Here is a 24,750-nt window from a genome sequence, read left to right as displayed (position 1 = left end):
CCCGCCGCGGCGCGGGACGGCGTGGCGGTGGCCGGTGCGGGGGTGGACGCCGACGCCGTGGGGGTGCCACGCGTGGGCAGGCCGTCGGGCGCGGCGGTCACGGGGGCGGTGGAACGGATCATGCCGACGGGATAGGCCGGCGAGGCCTCGGAGATGGGCCGCGGGTGGGCGTCGGGGTCGTTCGGCAGAGGGCGCAAGGGCTGCTCGACCGCCGAGGGCTCGGCCGTCGGGAACACCGCTGAGGCGATGCCGGGCCGGCCGCCGCCGCCCCCGAAGCTGGTGAAGGTCACCGCCAGAGCCACCACGGTCGCGACCGCCGCCAGCGCGCACGCCAGCGCCTGAGGCCACCTGCGCACCTTCTTGTCACCGGCGAGCGGGAACCCGTCGCCGTCGAGCGCCCCCGAGCGCCTGGCCACGTAGCGCCGGTACGGGGCCAGCTCCGGATCGGCGAAGCAGCTCATCACTCTGACCCTGAGCGCGTCCGGCAGCGAGACCCGGGGCAGCAGCTCGAAGACCTTGGCCTCCGACACCTGGCGCGAGCGGTGCGGCGAGCAGGTCTCGCAGCCGGGCAGGTGCTGGACGAGCTGCTCGCGCATCTCCCGGGTCAGCCTGCCGGAGAACCCCGCGAGGATTCCCGCCCGGCGCTGGCAGTCGTAGGGCCCCTTCCCGGCGAGGACCTCGGCGGTGATCGCGTCGCGGAGCCGCTGGCGGGCCTCCTCCCGGTCCGCCTCGACCTGCCGTGGCGGCACGCCTCGCACCGCCGCGATCTCCGAGGTGGACATGCCGTGCCCGGCGGACAGCTCGAGCAGCTCGCGGTCGGCCGCCCGCAGGCTGCGGGTCGCGTTCCAGGCCATGACGCGGAGGTCGGCGTCATGGCCCGCGCCCGTGCCGGTGCCGGGGTCTGCGCCCGCGCCGATGCCCGAGCCTGCGCCCGGCGGCTCCGCCATCCGGCGGCGCAGGCATTCCCTCCGGGCGAGCGCGTAAAGCCACGGCCGCAGGCGCCCGGGATCGGCCAGCGAACCGGCGTGCGCATGCGCCGCGATCAATGTGTCGCGGAGCGCCACTTGGGCGTAGTCGGAGTTGAGGAGAAGGGACCAGCAGTATCTATAGATGCTCTCGGCGTGCGCGTCGTAGAGCGCGGCGAGGGCACCCGGGTCGTGGGCGCGGAGCGCCTGGACCAGCACGCGGTCATTCATGTGACCGAATGTAATGGATTGGTAACTAGTAGTTCTACCGATTCAGCGTGAATGGCATCGGTTGTCAGCAGCGCACGGGAAAACACCATGACAATCGCCGCTCACCTGGCCTCACATTTCACGGCCTGCCCGTTTTATCGGCCTATTTGATAATTGCACGCTCTGGGTGAGCCGCGCCCCGGGAAGGGCGCGGCCGGCGCGTCACTGCTGGCGGCCCGTCAGGATCTGGCTGCCACGGTCCACGGCGAACGGCTGGGTCGTGGGCTTGACCGTGTGCAAGGGCACGGCCCCGCCCAGCGCGAGCTGCTCGTACGGCCGCGCGGTCGACCCCCATGTGCGGGCCGTCACGTCGGTCCTGGACACCTTGGCGCCCGCGTGGAGCCCCTTGATGGTCAGGATGAAGCGCGGCGGCCTGCCCGCCTTCACGTCGTCCACGAACGTGCTGGCGCCCCCCAGCAGCTTGCCTGCCGGGTCACGCAGCAGCGCGTTCACCACCAGGCTGCTCGCGGGCAGCTGGTACGGGTTCGCGACGTACCCGGTGACGAGGTAGGAGCCGTCCTTCTGGCGCATGGTCTGCACCCGCGAGACGGGGAACTGCCTGAAGGCCGAGACGATGCGGGCCGCGGGCCGCCACTGGGCGGGACGGTAGTCGATCGACACCTTCGCCGGCTTCTCGGCGGCCGTGGCCTGGCCGGTGAAGGGCAGCGCCCCGCCCGGAGGCACCGCGTCCAGCGGCTGGTCGAGCCTGACCACCTCGCGGCCGGCGGCGTCGCTCGCGACCACCGTGGCCACCACGTGCTCGCCGAAGTGCCACGGGTTGCCGTTGGCGAGGACTCCCGCCCAGTTGACGACGTACCCGTCGGGCGACTTGACGACGTTGGACACCTGCTCCTTGAGCGTGAGCGGCTTGAGCTGCTGTTCTGGCTGTCCCTCGCTCGAGCACCCGGCGAGGCAGATAGCCCCGAGTGCGAGGAGGCTGACGGTTCGGCTACGCGGGATCACTTTGCCGTGATAGCCGCTTCATGGGTACGGCTGGCAGAGGACACGCGCCAGCCGTACCAACTCTTTAACGCGGGCGGACGACCCTGGCCTCGTCCCAGACCGGCTGTGGCGACTCGTAGACCGTGCCGTCGGAGCCGAAGACCAGGAAGCGGTCGAAGTCGGCGGCGAACCAGCGGTCGTGGGTGACCGCCAGCACCGTGCCGTCGAAGGCGTCGAGCCCGGCCTGGAGCGCCTCGGCGCTGGCCAGGTCGAGGTTGTCGGTCGGCTCGTCCAGGAGCAGGAGCGTGGCACCCGAGAGCTCCAACAGCAGGATCTGCAGCCGCGCCTGCTGGCCGCCGGAGAGCGTGTCGAACCGCTGCTCGGCGACCAGCCCGGCCAGCTCGTAGCGGGCCAGCGCCTTCATGGCCTGGCTCCTGTCCCTGGCGTGCTCGGCCATCACGATCTCGACCGGGACGCGGCCGAGCAGGTCGGGCCGGGCGTGCGTCTGCGCGAAGTGGCCGGGCACCACGCGGGCGCCGAGCCTGGCGGCGCCGGTGTGCCCGACCGGTCCGCCCGCGAGCAGCCTCAGGAAGTGGGACTTGCCCGAGCCGTTCGAGCCCAGCACCGCGACCCGCTCGCCGTACCAGATTTCCAGGTCGAACGGCCGCATGAGGCCGGTGAGCTCCAGGCCCTCGCAGACGACCGCGCGCTTGCCGGTGCGGCCGCCCTTCAGTCGCATGCTGACGCGCTGCTCGGCGGGGGCCACCTCGGGCGGGCCTGCCTCCTCGAACCTGCGCAGCCGCGTCTGGGCCGCGTGGTAGGGGGCGGCCATGCCGTCGTTGTAGCGGGCCTTGTTCTTGAGCATGGTGACCAGGGCCTTGAGCTTGGCGTGCTCCTCGTCCCAGCGCCGGCGCAGCTCGTCGAGGCGTTCGTTGCGGGCCCTGCGCGCCTCGGCGTAGGTGGCGAACCCGCCGCCGTGGATCCAGATGTCGCCCGACTCGACGGTGATGATGCGGTCGGCGGCATTGGCCAGGAGCCTGCGGTCGTGGCTGACCAGCAGGACCGTCTTGGGCGTCTCCCTGAGCTGCCGCTCCAGCCACTCCTTTCCCGGCACGTCGAGGTAGTTGTCGGGCTCGTCCAGCAGCAGCGTCTGGTCGGGGCCGCGCAGCAGCGCCTCCAGGACGAGCCGCTTCTGCTCGCCGCCGGACAGCGTGGACACCTCCCGGTACTTCACGCCGTCGTACGGCAGGCCGAGGGCGGCGACCGTGCAGGTGTCCCAGAGCACCTCGATGTCGTAGCCGCCCGCGTCGGTGTAGTCGGTGATGGCCTGCGCGTAGCGCATCTGCGCTTTCTCGTCGTCGCGCTCCATCATGACCAGCTCGGCCTGCTCCAGCCGCTCGGCCGCCTGGCGCACAGCCGGAGGGGCGACGCTGAGCAGCAGGTCGTGCACCGTGCTGCTGTCGCGCAGGCCGCCCACGAACTGGCGCATCACGCCCAGCCCTTCGGAGCTGGTCACGCCGCCCTCGACAGGCCGCAGGTCGCCCGCGACCAGCCGCAGCAGCGTGGTCTTGCCTGCCCCGTTGGGGCCCACGAGCGCGGCCTTGACGCCCTCGCCGACCCTGAACGACACGTCGTTGAGCAGCGGCCGCCCGTCGGGCAGGACATATGTCAGATGAGCGACTTCGACGTGCCCCACCGCGATCGCCTCCCGTGATCCTCAGGCAGGCTACCCGGGCAGCTCGGGCGAGGGCAGCTGGATTTTCCGCTCGGCCGGCGAGCCGTCACGGTCCGGGCCTCGGGCACAGCACGCCGGCGACGACAGCATGAACAGCCCCGCCAGCGACCTGGTCACCACGGTCGTGGGCAGGTCGTGCGCGGCCACCCGCAGCACGGTCGCGTTACGGGCGCCCATCGTGAACGCGAGCGCGACGATCACGGTGAAGCGCTGCGGGGCCTGCCCGGCGGCACCACTGCCGGGCAGGGCGAGCGCGAGCAGCGCCGCCACCAGCAGGAGCAGTCCCTCGCCGGCCACCGCGAAGGCCGGCCACCGCTCCCCCCGCCACCGCACCAGCAGGCCGTGGGCGCCGTGCCCGGTGATCGCGCCGGCCGCGAAGGAGCCGAGCGCCACCACCGGGGCGACGAGCGGCTCCTCGCGGGTGACCAGCCCGAATCCGGCGAACAGTACGTTGCCGGTCATCACCGCGGTGAACACGTGCCCGAGCCCGAGGCGGAGAAGCCGCCTCACGGGCGCCTGAACCATTCCAGGCCGACGCCCCGGAAAGGGCCCTAGCCGAACAGGGCGTTGATCCTGTTGTTGGCCTCGTCCAGGCTGTTGACGTCGCTCTTGCGCGCGAAGATGGACTCCATCGTCTCGGTCATGATCGACGTGATGTCGGCCCAGTGCTCGGCGATGGGCGCCAGATGGGTCGTGCCTTCCTTGAGGTGCGTGGTGAAGGGCTTGACGTCGATGCCCGCGTCGGCGAACGCCTGCTCCGCCTTGGCCGTCGCGGTCTTGACCGCCGGGAAGACGACGGCCTGCTTGGCCACGATCTCCTCCTGGCAGGCCGGCGAGGCGAGGAACTTGGTCCACGCCCACGCGGCGTCGGGGTTGTCGGTGGACGCGGAGATGTTGTCGGCGAGGCCGTTGAACAGGCTGGCCCGCTTACCGCTGGGGCCGATCGGGGTCGGGGCGAGGGCGGACTTCACGCCCTTCAGCGCCCAGTAGGTCTTGGTGTTCCAGCTTCCCTCGGTGGTCATCGCGTACTTGCCCGCCCCGTAGACGTCGATCTGGCTGACCCCGGAGGAGACGATCTCCATGCCCGGCATGTAACCCTTGTCGATCAGCGAGGTGAACCACTTGATGGTCTCCTTGAACTTCGGGTCGGCGTAGTTGAACCTGGTGGGCCAGGGGTTCCGGTCGCCGTACCGCCAGCCGTTGCTCATGGTGTACATGCTCCACTCGGTCTGGCCGAACGCCGCTCCGGCGCCCCCGAGCCCGAGGCCGTAGGTGGCCACGTGCTTCTTGTCGAAGCCCGGCTCGTCGCCTCGCTTGCCGTTGACGTCCACGGTCAGCTTGGCGATGACGTCCTCGTAGGTTCCGCCGTCCTGCGGGTTCCAGGTCAGGCCGGCCATCTCCTCGGGCTTGATGCCCGCCTTCTTGAGCTTCTCGGTGTTGTAGATCACGGCGACGGTGTCGAAGTCCTTGGGCAGGCCGTATCTCTTGCCGTCCTTGGCGACCCAGAGGTCGGCCAGGCCGTCCTGATAGATGGACAGGTCGACCTTGTCCCTGGTGACCAGGTCGCTGATCGGCAGCAGCTGGCCCTGGGCGGCGAACTGGGGGTACTGCGACAGGTGGCCGGTGAAGACGTCGGGCGCGGTGCCTGAGACGAAGGCCGTGGTGAGGGTGTTCCAGTAGTCGTCCCAGCCGTACTGGGTGATCTTGACGGTGTACTGGGGGTTCGCCTTGTGGAATGCGTCGGCGCAGGCCTGGTACTGGGGCTGCTGGGCGGTGTCCCAGAGCCAGTAGTCGATCGTGACGGGTCCGGCGGCCTGGTCCTTGCCGGGATCCTGGCCGCCGCAGGCCGCCAGGAGCAGCGCCGCCGCGGTGACGGTGAGAGAGCGCAGGGGACTCTTCATCACAACAACCTTCTTTGCAGTGCGAAAACGGGGGGTGAGGGGCTTACTTGACGCCGGTGTAGCCGATGGAGTCGATGATCCGGCGGCTGAGCAGGGCGAAGAGGATGATCATGGGAAGGGCGGCGAAGAGGGTCGCGGCCATGAGCCCGGCCCAGTCGGGACTGCCCTGCGGGGTCTGGGAGCGGAAGATGCCGAGGGCGACCGTGAGCACCCGTACGTTCTCGTCCTTGCCGACCAGCAGCGGCCAGAAGTAGTCGTTCCAGCTCGTGATGTACGTGAGGATGGCCAGCGTGGTGATCGGCCCCTTGCTGACCGGCAGGATGATGCGGAAGAAGATCCGCACGTGCCCAGCGCCGTCGATGCGCGCGGCCTCTTCCAGGCCGGCGTTCACGCCGAGGAAGAACTGGCGCAGGAAGAAGACCGCGAACGGGGTCATGAGCAGGCCCGGCAGCACGATGCCCAGGTAGGTGTTGAGCAGCCCGAGCTCCTTGATCATGACGAAGTTGGGCAGCGTCGTGAAGATCGGCGGCACCATCAGCGCGGTGAGGAACAGCATGAAGACGGCGTCGCGGCCGGGCCACCGTAGCCGGGCGAAGGCGTAGGCGGCCATCGAGCTGAAGAAGACCTGCCCGACGGTCAGGGTGGTCGCCACGACGACCGAGTTGCGCAGGTAGCGCCAGAAGTCCACGGTGCCGCTCGACCCGCCTTCGGCGACCGCCTCGGCGGTGGTCGACAGGCCGAGCACCCGGCGGTACGCGCCGAGCGTGAAGTCCACCGGCAGCAGGTCCGCGGCGCCGAATGCCAGCGAGCGGGTGTTGGAGAAGGACGTGCGCAGCATCCAGTAGAACGGGAAGAGCGTCGCGGCCATGATGAGGACGAGCACGGCCCAGCCCGCGACCCGCCCCCAGCGGATCGAGGGGGGCCGGCGGCGCCGGCGCAGGGCGGCGGAGGGGGCGGCCATCATGCCCCCTTCAGGTCGGACTCGCCCGTGCGGCTGAGGCGGAGCTGGAGGTAGGCGATCCCGGCCAGGAGCACGAACAGCACGGACGACAGCGCGGCGGCGTAGCCGAAGTTGAAGCGGTTGAACGCCAGGTCGTAGATGTAGAAGTAGATGACCCTGGTGGCGTTGATGGGCCCGCCCCCCGTGGTGACGGCGACGGTGTCGAAGACCTGGAACGACCCGATGACGGTCAGCACCAGGACCAGTGCCATGACCGGGCGCAGGAGCGGGAGGGTGATCCGCCAGAAGGTCCGCCACTCGGAGGCGCCGTCGAGCGCGGCGGCCTCGTACACGCTGCGGGGGATCATCTGCAGCCCGGCGAAGATGAGCAGGGCGGTGTAGCCGATGTGCCGCCAGGTGTTGACCATGGCGATGGTCGGGATGGCGAGGGCGGAGTCGCCGAAGAACGCCACCCTGTCCAGCCCCAGCCAGTCGAGCGCGTGGTTGACCACCCCGAGCTGGTAGTCGAGCATCCAGAACCACACGAGCGCCACCACCACGTTGGCCACGAGGAAGGGCAGCAGCACGACGCCCCGCACCACCAGGGACCTGGTCAGGCGGTGCATGAGCACCGCGAGCAGGACTGAGATCACGGTCTGCGCGCCGATGTTGATCATGACGTACTCGGCGGTGACCTTGAGGGCGTTCCAGAACAGGTGGTCGCCGAGGATCCGCTCGTAGTTCTCCAGGCCGACGAAGCGGGGCGGGGTGAGCACGTTGTACTTGGTCAGGCTGAGATACAGGCCACGCAGCGCCGGCCACAGGTAGAAGGCGGCGAAGCCGACGGCGGCCGGCAGGACGAACATGACCGCGACAGGGAGGTCGCCCAGGCGTCTCAAGGGCGGCGGATGGGCTCCTCGGGACGCGTCCTCACGGGTCGGGCGAGGCGCCGCATGAACGGTCTCGCTGGTCATATGACCTCCTCGTGCCGGTCGGCCGCAGGTGCCGGGACCAGGCCCCGGCCGCGCCGATCAGCCGTGCAGCAGTTGATGCTGGAGAGCGGTGACGGCCGCTCCCCTGGCCCATTCGTTGAAGGTGAACGGCTTGACGACCACCCGGACGGGAGTGGAAGTCCAGTGGGTGTGGCGGGCGAGCGCGGCCTGGAAGGCGTCCGCGCACACCTCCTGCATGTGGACGGCCTCGCCGGAGAGGATGACTAGCTCGGGGCCGGTGATGTTGGCGACCGTGGCCACCAGCTGGCCCAGAGCGGATCCGGCCTCGTCGAACACGCGGCGGGCGACCGGATGGCCGTCGCGCGCCAGGGCGAGGCAGTCGTCGAAGGTGAGCTCAGGGCGGTCCAGCGTGCCGGCCACAGAGCGGCGGATGGCGGGCAGGCTGGCGTAGGCCCGCGCGCAGCCGCGGTGGCCGAGCTCGCACATCGGGCCCCGGTCGTCGATCGACAGGTGGCCGACCAGCCCGGCGGCACCGGACTGCCCGGTCACCAGGCGGTCGCCGATGACGAGGCCGCAGCCGATGCCTGCGCCGACGGTGATCAGCGCGAAGGAGGAGTGGCCGACGCCCTCGCCGAACCACTGCTGGACGGCGGTCAGCGCGCGGACGTCGTTGTCGAGCACGGTGGGCACGCCGACGGCCTCCTCGACGAGCCTGGCCAGCGGCAACTGGCTCCAGCCGAGAAACGGCGAGGTGTGCACCACCGGGTCGCTCGGTGTGGCGGTGCCGGCCAGGCTGATGCCGACGGCGGAGAGCGGCGGCCGTCCTTCGCCGGTCAGGTCCGTGATCGCCTGGGTGATCTGCCCGAGCACGTTGTCGATGTCGTGGTCGATCAACGGCCTGGAGGTCTCCGCCTGGATCGTGGCCGCGAGGTCGGTGCGTACGGCGAACAGCTCGTCGGCGGTGAGCTTGATCCCGACGAACGACATGCGGGAGACCTCCACCTCCAGGGGCTGCGAAGGCCGTCCGACCGTCGCCGTCCCCTCGCCCGTGGCCTGCTCGCGCAGGTAGCCGGCCTCGATGAACGGCTTGGTGACCTTGGTCAGCGCCGAGGGCGAGAGCGCCAGCCTGCGCGCCGCCTCGGCGCGGGACAGGGGGCCGTGCACCAGCAGCTCGACGAACACCGCCCGCATCGCGTCGGTGAGCCGCACAGGGAGATCTCCGGCATGTGAGAACACGCGGCCCATCGTCCACAGATTTGTGCATCACGTCAAGTAAAGACGTGGTCTCCGTCACACGATCCACCGACCCGCGGGGGCGTTCGGCATCTCATTTATTGACTGAGTGCATTGAGCGGGGTTAGCCTCAGCCGGCCGCACGTTCCAGACACCGGGAGACTGCCCGATGCCCATAACCCCCCTCGACGAGCGCGGACACCGTTGGGCGGTCACGACGCCCGCCTCGACATACGTGATCGGCGTGGAGATCGACGCGGTCACCGGAGAGGCGACGCCCCTGCAGAAGTACTGGGGACCGAGACTGTCCGTCGAGGCGGCCCGCCAGGCCGCGACCGCGAGCGGCGGGCCGGCCACTCCCGCAGGCGCGCGGCGCCACGTCTCCTCCTTCTCCACACCGGTCGAGGTCGAGGAGCTCCTGCCGGTCGACGGGGGCCGGCGGTGGGGATCGCCCTCCCTGCAGGTCTCCTTCGACCACGCGCGCTCGCTCGAACTCCGGCTCGTCCACACGCGCGTGCTCGACGAGGAGCCGGGGGCCGAACGGCTGGACGTCGTCATGCGCGACGCCCACCACCCCTTCGAGGGGGTGCTGTCCATCCGCGCCCGCGACGACACCGACGTGATCGAGCGCTGGACCACCGTCCGCCACCTGCCCACCGGGGCGGCCCGCCCCGTCACCATCGGCATCACCCGGCTGGACTCGGGGAGCTGGTTCGTCCCGGACGCGTCCGCGTACCGCTACAGCGGCGTGTTCGGCGCCTGGGCGGAGGAGTTCCAGCTCCAGCGGGGACCGCTGCCCGTCGGCGAGACGGTCTTCACCAGCCGGCAGGGCATCACCAGCCACATCGCGAACCCCTGGATCATGATCGACGCGGGCGAGGCCGTCGAGGAGCACGGCGAGGTGTGGGGACTGAACCTGGCCTGGAGCGGAAGCTGGCGGCTGACCACGACGCACCGGCCGGAGGGCGGCGTGTCGGTCTCCGCCGGCTTCGGCCACGACGGGCTGCGCTGGACGCTCGGACCCGGCACGGAGCTCGTCACCCCGCCGGTGCTCGGGCTCTACACCGGTGGCGGTTTCGGCGCGGCCAGCCGGTCCTGGCACGAGTACGCCCGCCGGCACGTCATGCCGGCCCCCGACGAGGAACGCCCGGTGCTCTACAACTCCTGGGAGGCCACCGAGTTCGACGTCACCGAGGCCGGCCAGCTCGAACTCGCCAGGCGAGCGGCCTCCATGGGCGTGGAGCTGTTCGTCGTGGACGACGGCTGGTTCGGCGACCGCGACGACGACACGCGATCGCTCGGAGACTGGTGGCCCCACCGCAAGCGGTTCCCCGACGGGCTGCGTGCCCTGATGGACGGCATACACGAACTGGGGATGCGGGCCGGCCTCTGGGTCGAGCCGGAGATGGTCAACGCCGACAGCGAGCTGTATCGCGCCCACCCCGACTGGATCCTGCGCATGGAGCACCGGCGCCGCGACGAGAAACGACACCAGCTCGTGCTGAACTTCGCCCGCGACGACGTCCGCGACTGGGCCGTGGGCTGGCTCGACGAGCTGGTCACCGAGCTCGGTCTCGACTACCTCAAGTGGGACATGAACCGGCCGTTCACCCAGGCGGGCTGGCCCGAGCGCGGAGCGGCGCAGGATCGGCTCTGGATCGACTTCACGCGCAACGTGTACGACGCGATGAGCAGGCTGCGGCGGGCCCACCCCGGGCTGCGGATCGAGTCGTGCTCCGGAGGCGGCGGCCGGGTGGACCTCGGCATCCTCCGGCACACCGACGAGTTCTGGCCCTCGGACAACACCGACGCCCTCGACCGGCAGACGATCCAGCACGGCTTCTCCCAGGTCTACCCCCCGGGCACCATGTCGGCCTGGGTCACCGACTCCCCCAACATCAGCACCGGCCGCGCCATACCGCTCCGCTACCGCTTCCACGTGGCCATGGCGGGCGCGCTGGGCATCGGCGGCGATCTCTCCACGTGGTCGGCGGCCGAGCTGTCCGAAGCCGCGGAGCTGATCGAGCAGTACAAAGCCGTCCGCCGGGTCGTCCAGCACGGCCGGCTGCACCGGCTGGCCGGCCCGCCGGGACAGGCGCGGTCGGCCGTGCAGTACGTGCTGGGCGACGACGTCGTGGTGCTGGTCTACAACCCGATCGGCAACGCCAAGCGGGGTCCGCGCTGGCTCCGGCTGGCGGGCCTCGACCCCGAGGCAAGCTATGAGGTCGTGCGGGGTGGCGACGCCGCGGAGTCGGCGCCCGGCCGTCTCGTCCAGGGCTCACGCTGGTACGGCTCCGCGCTCATGGGCGTGGGCATCAGGCCCGCCGCCTGGGAGCCGGTGGGCGCCGACTACCGAAGCGACCTGGTGGCGCTCAGGAAGATCGGCCCCTGACCGACACGGGGGCACGGAGGGCTGGACATCAAGTGATCTGATGACTAGAACTGTATGCGACCCTCCGGTCTCCCCCTAGGACGTGTGATGACGCGATTCCGGTCCGCCCTCATTCCCCTGACCCTCACGCTGCTCGGCCTGACAGGCTTACCGCAGCAGGCCGTCGCGGCGCCGGCCCCCGCGACGACCACCTCGGCCTGCGCGCAGCCGTTCCGGGGCGCCTCCGCCGACGCCCGGCTGACCAGCCTGTTCACCAACTACGGCAACGACAACAGCCGCCTGGACGACTGGACGGGCGCCGACGGCACCTACTCGCTGCGGCTGCCGAGCGGCCGCGAGCTGTGGATCTTCTCCGACACCTTCCTCGGCAAGGTCAACGCGGACGGCTCCCGGCCGCCGGTGGTCGGGGAGGGCGGCGACACCGTCTTCCTCAACAACTCCTTCGCCGTCGAGGACGGCGGCCGGCTGTCCACCATCCACGACGGCACCGAGGCCGACCCGAAGGCGGTGATGCCGCCGCGGGACCGGAACCACTGGTACTGGGCCGGCGACGGAACCGTGGCCGGAGGCGTCGTGGAGGTGACCTACCAGGAGTACGAGCGGTTCGGCACCGGCGCGTGGGACTGGCGCTGGCACCGGAACGTGGTGGCCAGGTTCGCGCCGAACCGGCTCGACCGGCCGGTCGGCGTGCACCCGCTGCCGTCGGGGCACGGCGTGGCCTGGGGCTCCGGGATCCTGGAGAACGGCGGCCACACCTACGTGTACGGCGTGGAGGACCGCGGCTCGCCGAAGTACATGCACATCGCCCGGGTGAAGGGGCAGAGCCTGCTCGGCCGGTGGGAATACCTCAAGGCCGATGGCACGTGGTCGCCGGACGAGAGCGACTCGGCGCGCGTGATGAGCGGCGTGGCCAACGAATACAGCGTGACCCGCAGCGGCGACGGCTACGTGCTGATCACCCACGACACCACCGAGGCGCTGAGCGCCAAGATCGTGGCCTACTGGTCGTGCTCGCCGTCCGGGCCGTTCACCGGCAAGCAGCACATCTACACCACCCCGGAGACGGGCGGGAACATCTTCACCTACAACGCCCACGCCCACCCGCAGGTCTCGGGCAACGGCCTGGTGGTGTCCTACAACGTCAACAGCTTCGTCAACACCGACCACTACCGGGACGTGTCGATCTACCGGCCGCGGTTCATCGACGTGAGATTCGGGTGAGACCTAACTGGGCGGCACGCCCACGGCTGCGGGCGGAGGTGCTGGCATGACGGAGTTCGCCGGGAAGGTGGCGCTGGTCACGGGCGGCTCGACGGGGATCGGTCGCGCCGTGGTGGACCGGCTGGCGGACGGCGGGGCGTCCGTGGTGTTCTGCGGGGCCGACGAGGAGGCGGCGCTCGACAGCGAGCACGTGACGGGCGTCGTCGCGGACGTACGGCGCGCGGGCGACATGCGTGACCTGGTCGACCTGGCCGTGGCCAGGTACGGCGGGCTCGACGCCGTCGTGACCTGCGCCGGGGTGCAGAGGTACGGCACGGTCGTGGACACCCCCGAGGACGTCTGGGACGAGGTGCTCGACGTCAACCTCAAGGGCGTCTACCTGACGTGCAAGGCCGCCATCCCGCGGATGCGGGCGGGCGGCGGCGGCTCGATCGTGCTGCTGTCGTCGGTGCAGGCGTTCGCGTCGCAGACCCAGGTGGCCGCCTACACCGCCAGCAAGGCCGCGCTGAACGGCCTGACCCGGGCGATGGCGCTCGACCACGCCGCCGACGGCATCAGGGTGAACGTCGTGTGCCCCGGCTCGGTGGACACGCCGATGCTGCGCCGGGCGGCCGACCTGTGGCGCGGTCCGCTGTCGCAGGAGGAACAGGTGGCGCTATGGGGCCGGGCCCACCCGCTGGGCCGGGTGGCCAGGGCGGAGGAGGTGGCCGAGCTGGTGACGTTCCTGGCGGGGCCGCGCTCGTCGTTCATCACGGGCGCGGAGCATCGGGTGGACGGCGGGCTGCTGGCGCGCAATCCCGCCGCCCTCCCGGAGTGACTACTGGAGTTCCGCGCTGACCGTGGGGTCCGCGAAGCGCTCGTTGGGGACCTGCGCGTACCATCCGGGCCGCCCGGGGTCCCGGTCGTAGGGGTAGCCGCCGAGCTCCCGGTAGAGCTCGGCGTAGCGGGCCACGCGCTCCCGGTCCAGCCGCACCCCCAGCCCCGGCCCCGAGGGCACCGCGATGGCCCCGCCCGCGTACGGCAGCTTGCCGCCCTCGATCACGTCGTCCTGGAGCTGGTGGTAGTGGGCGTCGGCCGCGTACGTGAGGTTGGGCAGCACCGCGCCGAGATGCAGCATGGTCGCGAGCTGGATGCCCAGCTCGCCGGAGGAGTGCACGGCCACGCCGAGCTGGAACGTCTCGCACACCCCGGCCGCCTTCACGCACGGCCGGATCCCGCCCCAGAACGTGGTGTCCAGCAGCACCACGTCGGCGCCGCGGCGCAGCACGTTCGAGGCGAGCTGCTCGAAGTTGACGACGACGGTGTTGGTCGCCAGCGGCACCCTGACCTGCTCGCGCAGGACCCTGAGCCCCTCCAGCCCCCAGACCGGGTCCTCCAGGTAGTCGTTGTCCAGCCCTTCGATCGCCCGGCCGAACCGCAGCCCCTCGGCCGGTGACAGCACCGCGTTGGGGTCGTAGCGGAGCCGGTCGCCGGGGAGTGCGTCGGCCAGCGCCCGGTAGCACTCCAGCTCGTAGTCGGGCGGGAACACGCCGCCCTTGAGCTTGTGCACGGTGAACCCGTGCGCCTCCTTCAGCGCCCGCGCGTGCTCCACGAGCTGGCCGGGCGTGCGGATCTCCGGCTGTCTCTCGGCGGCGTAGCGGAAGAACAGGTAGGAGGCGAACGGCACGGCGTCGCGGACCCGGCCGCCGAGCAGGTCGCACGCGGGCACGCCGAGCTGCCGGCCCATCAGGTCCACGCAGGCGAACTCGACGGCCGCGAGGAGCTGGGTGCGGTTGTTGTAGAGCGACGCCGTGGGATTGGCGATCTTGAACCGGAGCGCCTCCAGCTGGAAGGGGTCGTGCCCCTTCAGGTACGGCACGAGCGCGCGGAACGCCGCCTCGGCGCTCTCGCCGCCACCGCCCATCTCGCCCAGGCCGACGAGCCCGTTGTCGGCCTCGACCTCGATGATCGTGCGGACGAACCGGCCCCAGTGCGCCCCGTTGCTGTGCCGCAGCGGCGCCTCCAGCGGGACGGCGACCGTGGTGGCCCGGATGTCGACGATCTTCACTCGCACGTCCCCCAGACGGCGGCCACCCCGCAGGCGGGCAGCCGGACCTCGACGGATTCGCCCGCCACCTCGGCGGCGGCCACCCCGCAGGCGGGCAGCCGGACCTCGACGGATTCGCCCGCCACCTCGGCGGGGTCGCGCCCGTGCTCCAGCCCGGCGCTCACCCGGGCGGCCCGCAGCCCCGGCAGGGTCACCCTCGCCTCGACCGGCTCGGCGGCCAGCGACTGGAGCCTGACCACGTGCTCCGCACCCGCCCGCCCGATCGAGGTGACCAGGACGTCCGGGTGGTCCACGGACACGTACGACCGCGAGGGGTCTGCGGCGGGGCTCTGGAGCAGGACGCCGGCGAACGGCTCGGTGAGGCCGGAGGCCGCGAGCGCGCCCAGCCGCCGGCCGTCGGCGCCCCCGGCGGACATGACCGCGTAGCTGAACGTCGTCTCGCCCTGCTGCTGCGCCGGGAAGTTGGTGTCCCAGATGTTGTTCAGCGCCCACGAGTAGACCGTGCCGTCCTCCTCGTCGAGCGTCGGCGGGAACGGCGCGTACGGCATGTGGATCGTCCCGAGCTGCACCAGCGGCGCTTCGAGCGTCGCCCAGGCGATGGTCAGCTCGGGGTCGTCGAAGGCGATCCAGTGCCTGATCGGCAGCATGTACGCGGCCGATCCCGGCACCCGGGGCACGTCCGGCCCGCCGACCCCGCCGGTCAGCTCCCACGCGGTCGCCGGGCCGGTCGCGAACGGGAAGGCCAGGAAGACCGCCTCCTTGGCCGGGGTGCCCTGCTTGGCGAGCCGGTAGGTCAGGTCCAGGCGGGGGACGCCGCGGTGCAGCTCGACCGTGGCGCGCAGCCAGTCGACGCCCTTGCCCTGCAGCTCGACGACCAGCTTCTCGCTAACGGCGGTGCGCTCGGCCTTGACGATCGTGGCGTTCCCGCCGATCGCGCGGTCGCCGAGGAGGGTCCCGTCGCCCGCTCCGACGTGTCCCGACAGGTGGTTGAAGTGGGGGGCGGTCGCGTAGCGGTCGTAGACGTACTGGCCGAACCCGGCCGCCGCCTCGCCGTTGACCAGCTCGCGACCGGCGACCTTGTCGAAGATCGAGGCGATGTGGCCCTCGCGGACGTCGTAGACGACCCGGTAGAACTCGTTCTCGATCACGCCGCCCGGGTCGAGCTCGACCGGATCCGCCGCCTGGCTCTCCCCCCGCACGACGTCGATCCGGGCGTAGCCGTGGCCGGGTACGTCCGGCACGACCGCGTGCAGGTGCCGCCCGATCGGGCGCGCCGGCCAGTCTTCGGGGTGCACGTACTCCTCGTGGTGCGCGAGGGTCTCCCCCGTCCGCCCGTCCACCAGCACGATCGGCGCGTCCGTGGGCACCACGTCGCGCGGCAGGAAGGCCCTGACGACGTCGGTCCGCCCGCCCGTGCCGGGGTTGAACACCGCGAACGACGTCAGCGCCCTCTCGACGCGCACCTCCTCAACCCGGTCGCCGGTCAGGGACGCGCCGAAGCGGCGGGCGGCGGCGTGCAGCAGGTCCGCCGCGTCGTCCTGGGCGTCGTAGGCGCCCGACGACTTGCGCGTCCACTGCAGGCCGCCGGAGTCGCCCGCCTCCTCGGCGTCCTCCCACGGGTTCGCGGCACCCCAGGTGTGCTCGTTGAACAGCGCGACCTTGTCGTACGCGGCGTCGATCCGGCCGGTGGCGTCCGCCCCGGCGAGCGTGTGCAGGGTCTCGGCCGCCCGCAGCGCCGACTGCGCCCGGCGCACGTAGCCGAGCGGGCGCGCCCCCGAACCGAGCCCGTCGGCCCACCAGTCGGTCCAGTCGCCCTCGTGCACGGCGAGCCGGTCCAGGTGGCGCTCCTCGACGTGCTCGAAGAAGTCGCTGTTGACGGCCGAGCGCAGGCGCGGGTGAGCCCACCGCTCGTTCCAGGCGCGGGCGATCGAGGCGGGCATGATCGACGGCCCGGCGTTGTCGGCGTGCGCTCCCTGCACGCGCAGGTGCAGGACGTCCAGCTCGTACGGCTCGCGCGGCGCGTCCGGCCCCCGCCAGCCGAACGTGCCCGGCCCGTACGGGTAGCCGCGCGTGGCGAGCGCGGCCAGGTAGCGCGGCAGCAGGTCGTCGGCCAGCTCGTACGAGTCGGTCAGGCCGACGGTGTTGCCCTCCATGTACGCCATGCCGTGGGGCGTGTCGGTGAACCAGACCACCAGCTCGTTGCCGCTCGGCGCCCGCCACCGGAACGGCCGGGTCAGCTTGTCGCCCCCGTGCAGGTAGGGCACGGACCGCCCGGCCCAGTTGTGCGCCGCGGCGAGGTAGCGGACCCCGGCCGCGTTCAGCGCGTCGACGAGGCCCACGACGGCCCCGGGCACGTCGGTGTGCATGGCCGACGTGGTGGCGAAGCCGTACCTGTCGCGCAGCCGCGAGGTGAAGCGGAGCTGGCGGTAGAGCTCCTCGGTCGAGCACGCCTCGGTGTGCAGCTGGAACGGCAGCGCGGTCACCTCGATGATCCCCTCGCGGGCCAGCGCGGCGAACGTCTCCGCCTGCTCGCCGGGGCGGGCGGCCAGCCACCGGAGCGCGGGCATGGACGACTCGACTGTCCAGCGGAACCTGGCGTCGTCGGGCCAGGAGGCGGTCTCGGCGGCCAGCCGGAGCACCGCGTCGAGGTAGTCGAGGTGGTGGCGGAGCACCGTGCCCTGGGGGTCGGTGTAGCCGATGTCGAGGTGGGAGTGGTGGACGACGAACACGCTCCACTTGCGTTGCGGCGTCACCGTGATCCGCGCGGACCCGACCAGGCCCTCGTCGTCGCGCGACTCCAGCGTGAACGCGCGGGGCGCGGACACCTCGGGCACGAGCAGCGTCACGTCGGAGCCGGTGGCGCTGTCGACGCCGACCAGCACGTGGGTCAGCGGCAGCGTGCTGGAGACGCGGACGGCCTGGCGGCCGTCGTGCGTGAACAGCGGCAGCACCGCCACCCGCACCTCCAGCCCCCGCAGCTCGATCACAGGGATGGAGGTGTCGTCGCGCAGCGCCCGCCTGATCCCGTCGTAGTCGGGGGAGCCCAGGCTCCGCTGCAGCAACCGGCTGGTCAATTCAGACACTCCCTAGGGACAGGCCACGGGCGAAGAGGCGCTGGGTGGCGAGGAACAGCACGACCGTCGGCAGCGAGCAGACGAGCCCCGCCGCCAGCCCGACGGGCACGGGCGTGCCCGCGTAGACGTCGGTCATCAGGCCGGCGAGCGCGGTCATCACCGGCCGGACGGCCGCGGTCTGGGTGAGCGTCAGGCCGAAGATCAGGTCGTTCCAGACGAAGGTGAACTCCAGGATGAACACGGCCATGAGCGCGCTGGTCGAGATCGGCAGGTAGACGCGCCAGAAGATGCGGAACGTGGACGCGCCGTCCATCCGGGCCGCCTCGAAGATCGAGAAGGCCATGCCGGAGTAGAAGTTGCGCAGCACGAACGCGGCCAGCGGCACGTTGACCGCGGTGTAGATCAGGATCATGCCCGCGCGCGTGTCGTACAGGCCGGCGTCGCTGTAGCCGACGAACAGCGGCACCAGCAGCATCTGCGACGGGAACACCGTCCCCCCGAAGATCAGCAGGAACCACCGGAACCCGTGGCGCAGCCGCAGCACCACGATGGTGTACCCCGCCAGCGCGCCGACGACCACACCGAGCAGGGGTGAGACGACGCTGTAGAGCAGGGTGCCGGCCAGGCTCGCGCCCAGATCGGCGCTCTCCAGGGCTGTGGCGAAGTTGGCGAACAGCGCGAGCTCGCCCGGCGGCGCCCATGCCCGGCCCGGGTCGTACGACGTCGCGGGCCGGGAGGCGTTGACGATCAGCAGGTAGGCGGGGCCCAGCCAGACCAGCCCCAGCACGACGAGCACGGTCCTGCGGATCATCGCACCTGCCTCCTGAGGTAGAGGTAGGACGCCAGCCCGGTGACCACGGTGAGCATCACCGCGACAGCGGAGCCGTAGCCGTACTCACTGGCCACGAACGTCTCCTTGTACATGGTCACCGCGAGCGTCTCGGAGTTGCGGCCCGGCCCGCCCTGGGTCAGCACCCAGACGATGTCGAACGTCTTCAGGCTCGCCACCAGCGCCAGCCCCACCACGACAGCGGTCAGCGGCCTCATCAGGGGCCAGATCACGTGCCTGAACAGCCGCCAGCCCGACGCGCCGTCGAGCCGGGCGGCCTCGACGGGCTCCCTGGGGATCGACTGGAGCCCCACCACGAACAGCAGCGTGTTGACGCCGACCTGCTGCCAGGTCCACACGAGCAGCATGGCGAGCGTGTTGGCCGGCGCCTCCTGCAGGAACGCGGTGTCCACGCCGAGCAGCGCGTTGGCGATGCCGCCGTGCGACAGGACGGGGCTCCACACCAGGGCGAGCCCGGCGCCGCTGAGCGCGTACGGCAGCATGAACGGCACCCGGAACCACGCGCCGCCCCTGATGTCGTAGGAGAGCACCGCCACCAGCAGGCCGAGCCCGACCGGCAGGATCATCGTGCCGGCCACCCAGATGAGCGTGTTGCGGGTGGAGGTGAGCAGCGCCGGGTCGCCGAGCAGCTCGGCGAAGTTGGCCGGGCCGATCCACTCGGGCGAGGACAGCCCGTCGTAGCGGGTGAGGCTCAGGTACGCCGTCCACACGAAGGGGGCGTAGAGCAGAGCCGCGACGAGCAGAACGGCGGGTGCCACGTACCCGTGCCGGAACCGGCCGAGCATGGGAGCGCGCGTCACTGATGCGTGCTCCAGTACTCGTCCGCCTCCTTCTGGATGGTCTCCAGGACCTCCCTGTACGCGCCCGGCTCGGTCACGAACTTGCCGAACCCGTCGAGCGCGGCCGTCAGCACGGGTGGCGGTGTCGCCTCGAAGTAGCGGTTGACCAGGCGGTACTTGCCGCTGCCCGCCTCTTTGGTGATCCGGCCGAGCGCCTCGTCCTCGATCGTCACCTTGGGGTTGGCGCTGACGTCGCCACGGGTGGTCGCCCACTTCTCCTGGGCCTCGGCGGTGGTCCACCACTTGAGGTACTTCGCGCTCGCCGCGGGGTCGGGGGCCTTGGCCAGGGAGCAGAGCGGGCCGCTCTCGAAGATCACCGAGGTCTTGGGCAGCGCGGGGTTGACGTTGGGGATCACGAAGAAGCCGTAGTCGGCGCCGGCCCTGAGGTCGCGCTGGGTCATGCTGGTGTTGAACCAGGTGCCGAAGGAGACCATCGCGGCCTTGCCGTTCTTCATCACGTCCCCGGGGTCCGTCTTGTCACCCGGGTTCATGAAATATCCGGCGTCGATGAGCTCCTTCCACTTCTCCATCACCTGGACCACGCCGGGGTCGGTGTACTTGGCCTTGCCCGTGGACAGCCGGTCGTACAGGTCGGGGTCCGTGCCCGCCATGAGCTGCTCGAACCAGACGAAGGAGAAGAGCACGCTGGTGTGGTAGAAGGGCGTGACCCCGGCATTCTTCAGCGTGGCCGCGGCCCTGACCAGGTCGTCCCAGGTGGCGGGGGGCCGCAGCCCGTGCCGGTCGAAGATCTTCTTGTTGTAGAACATGCCCCAGTAGGCGACGTTCATCGGCACGCAGTACTGCCTGCCGCCGATCGTGTAGTAAGGGGCCAGATCCTGTGAGAGGTCGCCCGCCTTGATCGCCTCCTGCCAGATGTCCGTGGTGTCGGCCACCTGCCGCTGCTTGACGATCTCCGCCAGCATGCCCCCGGTCTGCCAGGTGAACAGGTCGGGCTTGACGTCGGTGCGGAACGACGCCTTGATGAACGCCTGGTACTGCGCGGAGTCGGTGTAGCCCGTCGGCTTCATGCCGAGGCCGATCCGCTGCTTGGACAGCGCGCCCATCTCGTCGAAGAACCTGGTCCACGCGCCCTTGTCGTTGTAGAGCGTCAGCTCGGACTTCTTCCGCGGCTGGGTGCCGGCGCCGTTGCCGCCGCACGCGGCGAGCAACAGGGCCGCCACGCCTAACGCGGCCATGCGTGACCGGATCATGCCCCGGCCTCCTTGTTCACTTGAGGGGGTGGTGCAACCTCTGCTCTATGACCGTCTTGACGTCCACCAGGTGAGCCCGCATCCGGCGCTCGGCGGCGGCGGCGTCGCCCGCCGCGATGGCCCGGAGGATGGCCTGATGCTCGTCGTGGTCGCGGCGGCGGTCGTCGAAGAGCTGCAGGATCTCCCGCTGCTCGGCCCCGTGGACGGTGAGCAGCGAGTCGACCACCTCGTGCAGGACGCTGTTGCCGGCCAGCCCGGCGGTCGCCCGGTGGAAGGTCATGTTCGCCTCGTGCAGCTCCGCGTCCTCGCCGCGCAGGTGCCTGGCGGCCTCGTCGAGCACGCGCTCCAGCGCCGCGAGGTCCTCGCCGCCGGCCCGCCCGGCGGCCAGCGCCGCCAGCGGCGGCTCGATGACGATACGCGCGTCGAGCAGCTCCAGCAGCTGCGCGCCGCGCATCTCGCGCATGTTGGGGTTGGGCAGCACGATGCGCTCGATGTCGGCTCCGACGTAGATGCCGGATCCGTGCCGCATCTCGATCGCGCCGGTGGCCTCCAGCCTGCGCAGCGCCTCGCGCAGCGTCGGGGTGGTGACGGCGAAGCGCTGGGAGAGCTCCCTGGTCGAGGGCAACCGGTCGCCCGGACGGTGCCCACCTGCGCGGATGAGCTCCAGCATGCGCTCGGTCAGCGCGTCGGAAAGGGTCGGCCGTGTTACCTCTGACATATCAAGTCATCTAATCACTTATCACCGCGCCCGTCTACGAGTATTTTTCGGCCATGTGGCGGATCCTGGTGTGGGTGACGGCCGTCCTCCTGGTGCTCGCCGTGGCGGGCGTGGGGGCGGCGGGCTGGTACTACTCGGGCAAGGTCATCGACCCCGCGCACGGCGGCTCCTACCCGCTGGAGGTCACGGCCTACTCGGGCGGGCGGGTGACGCTCAGGGGCGGCGACGACACGGCCGCGCCAGGCGTGTACGGCCTGACCTGGGCGGACGGCAACGCCACGCTGGGCCCGGTCGTGTCAGCGCGGGACGGCAGCGTGGTCCGCGAGGTGGAGAGGGTACGGCGGGGCACGCTGCGGCCCGGCGTGCGGGCCTACCTGGACCGGTGGATGTGGGGCCATGAGGATCCCCGCTCGGCGCTCGGCCTGCCGTACGAGAAGGTCGCCGTCCGCGGGGAGCTCGGCGACTTCCCGGCCTGGCGCACCGAGGGCGGCTCCGGCACGTGGGTGATCGCGATCCACGGCCGCAACGCGAACGCCTCCGAGGCGCTGCGCTCCGTCCCCGTCTTTCACAGCCTGGGGATGCCGGTGCTGGGCATCAGCTACCGCAACGACGCCGGAGCGCCGGCCGGCGAGGACGGCAAGTTCCACCTCGGGGAGAGCGAGTGGAGGGACGTGGCCGCGCCATCGCCTACGCCCGCGGTCAAGGCGCCACCGGCGTGCTGCTCCACGGCTTCTCGATGGGCGGCGGCATCGCCGCCATGGCCGCCCGCCGGCTCCCCGGCGAGCCGATCAAGGGACTGATCCTGGACAGCCCGGTGCTGGACTGGCACGCGCCCATCGACCTCGGCGCCCGGCAGCTGGGGGTGCCGGGCTGGCTGGCCTCCCTGGGCAAGTTCACGGCCGAGCGGCGCACGGGCATCTCTCTCGACGACCTCGACCACGTTCGGCACGCGCGGGCGTTCCGGTCGCCGGTGCTGCTGTTCGTGGACGACGACGACGGCTCGGTGCCGACCGGCCCCTCGTTACGGTTCGCGCGGGCCCGGCCCGACCTGGTGACGCTCGTACGGACCAGGGGCGGCGGCCATGTGGGCTCGTGGAACGCCGACCCGGCCCGCTACGAGCAGGCGCTGCGCGACTTCGCGAAGAAGTCCGCGGCCTGAGCGCGGCTCATGACTTGAGCGCGTCCAGCAGTGCCAGCATCTGCTGGATCTGCGCCTTCCGTGACGCCTGCACCTGGGCCGCCCACTTCTTGGCCCCCGGGCTGGCGCCCCCGGAGACCTCGGCCCCGGCCATCTGCACGGCGTCGTCCTGGTGGGCGATCAGCAGGTTGAGCCATTCCCGCTCGAACGCCCGAGATCCCTTCTTCGCCGCCGCCCGGCGGAGCGCGGCGATCTGCTTGCGGTCCGTCTCCGGCATCCCGCCGTGGTGGTCGTGGGCCCCCGACGGGGCGGTCAGCGGCTGGCCCCAGGCGTGCAGCCAGCGCAGCATCATCTCGACCTCGCCCTGCTGCGTTACCGCGACGGCCGAGGCCAGCGTCTTGAGCTCCGGTGTCCTCCCGCTGGACGCGCCCACCTTGGCGATCTCGATGCCCTGCCGGTGATGCTGGACCATCATCTGCACGAACATCACATCCTGGGCGTTGACCGGATCACCGCCCGCGGGCTTGGCGGACCCGCAGGCGGTGGCCAGCCCGGTGACCAGCGCGGTGACCAGCAGGAGGCAGAGCGCCGCAGCGACGCGCCTCACAACGTCAGGCGCGCGTCCAGAGGGCGGGCACGTTCGGCGGCTCCCAGCCCGCGAGGGCGGTGTGCGCCTGCCTGCACTGGTAGCTGGACCCGCCGTACGTCACCTTGTCACCCGCCCGGTAGGCGGTGCCGGCCTTCCACGTGCCGCTCGGCTGGCCCGGCGTCGGGGTCGGGGTGGGAGTGGGCGTGGGGGTGGGCCCCGGGGGTGTGGGGGACGGCGAGGGGTTGCCGCCGCCACCGCCGAAGTCCACGTCGGAGCAGGTGTAGAAGGCCTCGTTGCTGCCGACGACGCGCTGCCAGATCGAGTAGAGGATGTGCCGGCCGCTGCGCTGCGGCAGGTTGATCGTCCAGTTGGTGAACGTGCTCGGGTTCTGGTTGTTGAACGTCCTGATGTGGACGAGGTCCGACCACTTGAGCGGCATGGTGGGGTTCCAGCCGTCGCGGGTGATGTAGAACTCGAAGTTGCTGTTGGCGTGCGGCGCGGAGGCGTGGTAGGTCAGCGTGAAGCTGCCGGGCCGCACCTGGGTAGCCGGCCAGTCGGCCCGCTGGAGGTCGAGCCCGCGATACTTGTCGCGCCCGGCGCTGCAGAGCTTGCCGTCCGGGATGATCTGTCGGTGGCGCCCGCCGGCCTCTAGGAGCGAGACCTCGTTCCAGTCGTAGAACGCCTGCGAGCCGCTGGCCGCGACGGCCGCCTTGCAGGCGGCCGACTTCGGGTTCTCCGGCCCTTCGTTCTTGCAGACGTAGACGCGGCTGGGTGGGTTGGACATCGTGCCGTGCGCGTTGGCCGCCGAAGCGGGCACCAGGGCCAGCACTCCTGTGACGGCCACGGTGGCAGCGATCGTGCTCTTTCGCACTTGTACTCCCTGGGGGGTGTTGGGAAGCACCAATTAACAAGAAACCTTCCTAAGAGTTAACCATTGGCGACGTCCCACGCAAGCGGTTTCGGTCAGATCGCTTTCCTCACACGCCGGATGCCCCACCGATCCCGGCGGCTCAGCCCCCCGTGTAGAGGACGGCGTCGATCTCGATGTCGAAGCCGACGAGGGCCACCGGGATCGTGGTGCGGGCCGGGAGGTTCTCGGTGCCGAAGAACTCCACGTAGATGTCGTTCAGCTCCGGGAAGTGGGCGAAGTCGCGCAGGTAGACCCCGACCCGGACGGCCTGGGAGAGGTCCGCGCCGGCCGCCTCGGCGACCTTGGCCAGGTTGGTGAACGCCTGGCGGGCCTGCTCGGCGAACGAGCCGCGCACCCACGTGCCGTCGGGCAGCACCGGGCAGGCCCCGGAGAGGTAGACGTGGTCGCCCGCCACGACGGCCTGGGAGTACGGGCCGCCGGGCGGAGCCGCCTCGGGGGTGCGGATGATGTGCTTGGGCATGCTGGTCAGCCTCCTGATCGGGGTGAGCGGGGATACTGTTCGGCCAGCCCTTCGACGCCCACGAGCGGCGCGGAGAGCAGTTCGCGGACCCGGGCGTCGCGCACGCGCAGCGCCTCGCGCTGCGCGGCGGTGAGCGGGATCCAGGGCTTCGGCTGCGCGGGCAGCAGGGGCGGCAGGGGGCGCCCGGCGAGGTAGGTGACCTCGTTGACCAGCCTCCGGCGGGAGACGCGGCGCTGCCGGTGGGAGTCCGCCACCTCGAACTCGCCCTCCTCCAGCGCGAACACGGCCAGGTCCGCGCGGGCGCCGGCGGCCAGCGTGCCCGCCCCCTCCGGCAGGCCGAG

General features: G+C 71.2%; 22 protein-coding genes and 1 pseudogene. 5 read left to right on the top strand and 18 right to left on the bottom strand.

The window, feature by feature from the left end; genetic code table 11:
- The 8 genes from DQW85_RS18400 to DQW85_RS18365 all read right to left on the bottom strand — a co-directional run.
- Nucleotides 1–1,196, bottom strand: a 1,196-nt coding sequence (locus tag DQW85_RS18400; RefSeq protein WP_162795092.1) for an RNA polymerase sigma factor, incomplete at its 3' end; no start/stop codon positions are given.
- A 201-nt stretch (nucleotides 1,197–1,397) separates the two neighbouring features.
- Nucleotides 1,398–2,198: a hypothetical protein gene (locus DQW85_RS18395; RefSeq protein ID WP_113701531.1), complete on the bottom strand. Its 801-nt coding sequence runs from the start codon at nucleotides 2,196–2,198 to the stop codon at nucleotides 1,398–1,400.
- 64 nt (nucleotides 2,199–2,262) lie between these two features.
- A complete protein-coding gene (locus tag DQW85_RS18390) occupies nucleotides 2,263–3,873 on the bottom strand; it encodes an ABC-F family ATP-binding cassette domain-containing protein (protein ID WP_113701530.1) in 1,611 nt (536 codons plus the stop codon).
- Between the two features lie 30 nt (nucleotides 3,874–3,903).
- Nucleotides 3,904–4,422: a DUF1275 family protein gene (locus DQW85_RS18385; RefSeq protein WP_162795091.1), complete on the bottom strand. Its 519-nt coding sequence runs from the start codon at nucleotides 4,420–4,422 to the stop codon at nucleotides 3,904–3,906.
- 41 nt (nucleotides 4,423–4,463) lie between these two features.
- On the bottom strand, nucleotides 4,464–5,813 hold the full coding sequence (locus DQW85_RS18380) for an ABC transporter substrate-binding protein (RefSeq protein WP_113701528.1): 1,350 nt from the start codon (nucleotides 5,811–5,813) through the stop codon (nucleotides 4,464–4,466).
- A gap of 43 nt (nucleotides 5,814–5,856) precedes the next feature.
- Nucleotides 5,857–6,777 (bottom strand): carbohydrate ABC transporter permease, encoded by a 921-nt coding sequence (locus DQW85_RS18375; protein ID WP_113701527.1) that lies wholly within the window; start codon nucleotides 6,775–6,777, stop codon nucleotides 5,857–5,859.
- Complete coding sequence (locus tag DQW85_RS18370; RefSeq protein ID WP_205315215.1) at nucleotides 6,774–7,652, bottom strand: carbohydrate ABC transporter permease; 879 nt, start codon at nucleotides 7,650–7,652, stop codon at nucleotides 6,774–6,776. Before DQW85_RS18370 ends, DQW85_RS18375 begins: the two co-directional genes overlap by 4 nt.
- 132 nt (nucleotides 7,653–7,784) lie before the next feature.
- A complete protein-coding gene (locus tag DQW85_RS18365; RefSeq protein ID WP_113701525.1) occupies nucleotides 7,785–8,915 on the bottom strand; it encodes an ROK family protein in 1,131 nt (376 codons plus the stop codon).
- 193 nt (nucleotides 8,916–9,108) lie between these two features.
- On the opposite strand from DQW85_RS18365, the gene DQW85_RS18360 reads away from it, so the two are divergent.
- The 3 genes from DQW85_RS18360 to DQW85_RS18350 all read left to right on the top strand — a co-directional run bounded on the left by DQW85_RS18360 (nucleotide 9,109) and on the right by DQW85_RS18350 (nucleotide 13,369).
- The gene (locus tag DQW85_RS18360) at nucleotides 9,109–11,331 is read left to right on the top strand and encodes an alpha-galactosidase (RefSeq protein ID WP_113701524.1); all 2,223 of its coding nucleotides are present in this window, start codon (nucleotides 9,109–9,111) and stop codon (nucleotides 11,329–11,331) included.
- A gap of 87 nt (nucleotides 11,332–11,418) precedes the next feature.
- Complete coding sequence (locus tag DQW85_RS18355) at nucleotides 11,419–12,552, top strand: DUF4185 domain-containing protein (protein ID WP_113701523.1); 1,134 nt, start codon at nucleotides 11,419–11,421, stop codon at nucleotides 12,550–12,552.
- 46 nt (nucleotides 12,553–12,598) lie between these two features.
- On the top strand, nucleotides 12,599–13,369 hold the full coding sequence (locus DQW85_RS18350) for an SDR family NAD(P)-dependent oxidoreductase (protein WP_113701522.1): 771 nt from the start codon (nucleotides 12,599–12,601) through the stop codon (nucleotides 13,367–13,369).
- Here the strand turns inward: DQW85_RS18350 and DQW85_RS18345 are convergent, their stop codons facing one another.
- The 6 genes from DQW85_RS18345 to DQW85_RS18320 are packed head-to-tail and all read right to left on the bottom strand — an operon-like array spanning nucleotide 13,370 to nucleotide 21,291.
- Nucleotides 13,370–14,599, bottom strand: coding sequence for an enolase C-terminal domain-like protein (locus tag DQW85_RS18345; RefSeq protein WP_113701521.1), 1,230 nt, complete (start codon nucleotides 14,597–14,599; stop codon nucleotides 13,370–13,372).
- Complete coding sequence (locus tag DQW85_RS18340; RefSeq protein WP_113701520.1) at nucleotides 14,596–17,673, bottom strand: glycoside hydrolase family 38 N-terminal domain-containing protein; 3,078 nt, start codon at nucleotides 17,671–17,673, stop codon at nucleotides 14,596–14,598. Before DQW85_RS18340 ends, DQW85_RS18345 begins: the two co-directional genes overlap by 4 nt.
- 1 nt (nucleotide 17,674) lies before the next feature.
- On the bottom strand, nucleotides 17,675–18,484 hold the full coding sequence (locus DQW85_RS18335) for a carbohydrate ABC transporter permease (RefSeq protein ID WP_113701519.1): 810 nt from the start codon (nucleotides 18,482–18,484) through the stop codon (nucleotides 17,675–17,677).
- Nucleotides 18,481–19,323 carry a carbohydrate ABC transporter permease gene (locus tag DQW85_RS18330; RefSeq protein ID WP_240197260.1) on the bottom strand — a complete coding sequence of 281 codons (843 nt, stop codon included), beginning with the start codon at nucleotides 19,321–19,323 and terminating at the stop codon, nucleotides 18,481–18,483. Before DQW85_RS18330 ends, DQW85_RS18335 begins: the two co-directional genes overlap by 4 nt.
- The gene (locus tag DQW85_RS18325) at nucleotides 19,320–20,573 is read right to left on the bottom strand and encodes an ABC transporter substrate-binding protein (RefSeq protein WP_113701518.1); all 1,254 of its coding nucleotides are present in this window, start codon (nucleotides 20,571–20,573) and stop codon (nucleotides 19,320–19,322) included. The genes DQW85_RS18330 and DQW85_RS18325 overlap by 4 nt, the downstream gene beginning before the upstream one ends.
- A gap of 16 nt (nucleotides 20,574–20,589) precedes the next feature.
- On the bottom strand, nucleotides 20,590–21,291 hold the full coding sequence (locus DQW85_RS18320; RefSeq protein ID WP_113701517.1) for a FadR/GntR family transcriptional regulator: 702 nt from the start codon (nucleotides 21,289–21,291) through the stop codon (nucleotides 20,590–20,592).
- A gap of 53 nt (nucleotides 21,292–21,344) precedes the next feature.
- Between DQW85_RS18320 and DQW85_RS44580 the strand changes: the two genes are divergently transcribed.
- On the top strand, nucleotides 21,345–22,091 hold the full coding sequence (locus tag DQW85_RS44580; protein ID WP_162795090.1) for a hypothetical protein: 747 nt from the start codon (nucleotides 21,345–21,347) through the stop codon (nucleotides 22,089–22,091).
- Nucleotides 22,007–22,450: an alpha/beta hydrolase gene (locus DQW85_RS18305; protein WP_162795089.1), complete on the top strand. Its 444-nt coding sequence runs from the start codon at nucleotides 22,007–22,009 to the stop codon at nucleotides 22,448–22,450. Before DQW85_RS44580 ends, DQW85_RS18305 begins: the two co-directional genes overlap by 85 nt.
- Nucleotides 22,451–22,457: 7 nt before the next feature.
- On the opposite strand, the gene DQW85_RS18300 is transcribed toward DQW85_RS18305, so the two are convergent.
- The 4 genes and pseudogenes from DQW85_RS18300 to DQW85_RS18285 all read right to left on the bottom strand — a co-directional run.
- Nucleotides 22,458–23,036, bottom strand: coding sequence for a DUF305 domain-containing protein (locus tag DQW85_RS18300; RefSeq protein ID WP_113701513.1), 579 nt, complete (start codon nucleotides 23,034–23,036; stop codon nucleotides 22,458–22,460).
- A gap of 4 nt (nucleotides 23,037–23,040) precedes the next feature.
- Nucleotides 23,041–23,889 carry a lytic polysaccharide monooxygenase auxiliary activity family 9 protein gene (locus tag DQW85_RS46910; RefSeq protein ID WP_240197259.1) on the bottom strand — a complete coding sequence of 283 codons (849 nt, stop codon included), beginning with the start codon at nucleotides 23,887–23,889 and terminating at the stop codon, nucleotides 23,041–23,043.
- 139 nt (nucleotides 23,890–24,028) lie between these two features.
- Nucleotides 24,029–24,409: a RidA family protein gene (locus DQW85_RS18290; RefSeq protein ID WP_113701512.1), complete on the bottom strand. Its 381-nt coding sequence runs from the start codon at nucleotides 24,407–24,409 to the stop codon at nucleotides 24,029–24,031.
- 5 nt (nucleotides 24,410–24,414) lie between these two features.
- Nucleotides 24,415–24,750: pseudogene (locus DQW85_RS18285) on the bottom strand (amidohydrolase/deacetylase family metallohydrolase); the annotation flags it as partial.

The sequence above is a fragment of the Nonomuraea lactucae genome (assembly GCF_003313395.1).
GTDB lineage: Bacteria > Actinomycetota > Actinomycetes > Streptosporangiales > Streptosporangiaceae > Nonomuraea > Nonomuraea lactucae.
The sequence above is the reverse complement of the archived record's forward strand: the minus strand, read 5'-3'. Positions and strand labels throughout refer to the sequence as shown.

What these genes read in the sequence shown, in the direction of transcription:
- DQW85_RS18380 (WP_113701528.1), bottom strand. Translation starts at nt 5,813, where the DNA reads ATGAAGAGTCCCCTGCGCTCTCTCACCGTCACCGCGGCGGCGCTGCTC.
- DQW85_RS18375 (WP_113701527.1), bottom strand. Translation starts at nt 6,777, where the DNA reads ATGATGGCCGCCCCCTCCGCCGCCCTGCGCCGGCGCCGCCGGCCCCCC.
- DQW85_RS18360 (WP_113701524.1), top strand. Translation starts at nt 9,109, where the DNA reads ATGCCCATAACCCCCCTCGACGAGCGCGGACACCGTTGGGCGGTCACG.
- DQW85_RS18355 (WP_113701523.1), top strand. Translation starts at nt 11,419, where the DNA reads ATGACGCGATTCCGGTCCGCCCTCATTCCCCTGACCCTCACGCTGCTC.
- DQW85_RS18350 (WP_113701522.1), top strand. Translation starts at nt 12,599, where the DNA reads ATGACGGAGTTCGCCGGGAAGGTGGCGCTGGTCACGGGCGGCTCGACG.
- DQW85_RS18335 (WP_113701519.1), bottom strand. Translation starts at nt 18,484, where the DNA reads ATGATCCGCAGGACCGTGCTCGTCGTGCTGGGGCTGGTCTGGCTGGGC.
- DQW85_RS18325 (WP_113701518.1), bottom strand. Translation starts at nt 20,573, where the DNA reads ATGATCCGGTCACGCATGGCCGCGTTAGGCGTGGCGGCCCTGTTGCTC.
- DQW85_RS18320 (WP_113701517.1), bottom strand. Translation starts at nt 21,291, where the DNA reads ATGTCAGAGGTAACACGGCCGACCCTTTCCGACGCGCTGACCGAGCGC.
- DQW85_RS44580 (WP_162795090.1), top strand. Translation starts at nt 21,345, where the DNA reads ATGTGGCGGATCCTGGTGTGGGTGACGGCCGTCCTCCTGGTGCTCGCC.
- DQW85_RS18290 (WP_113701512.1), bottom strand. Translation starts at nt 24,409, where the DNA reads ATGCCCAAGCACATCATCCGCACCCCCGAGGCGGCTCCGCCCGGCGGC.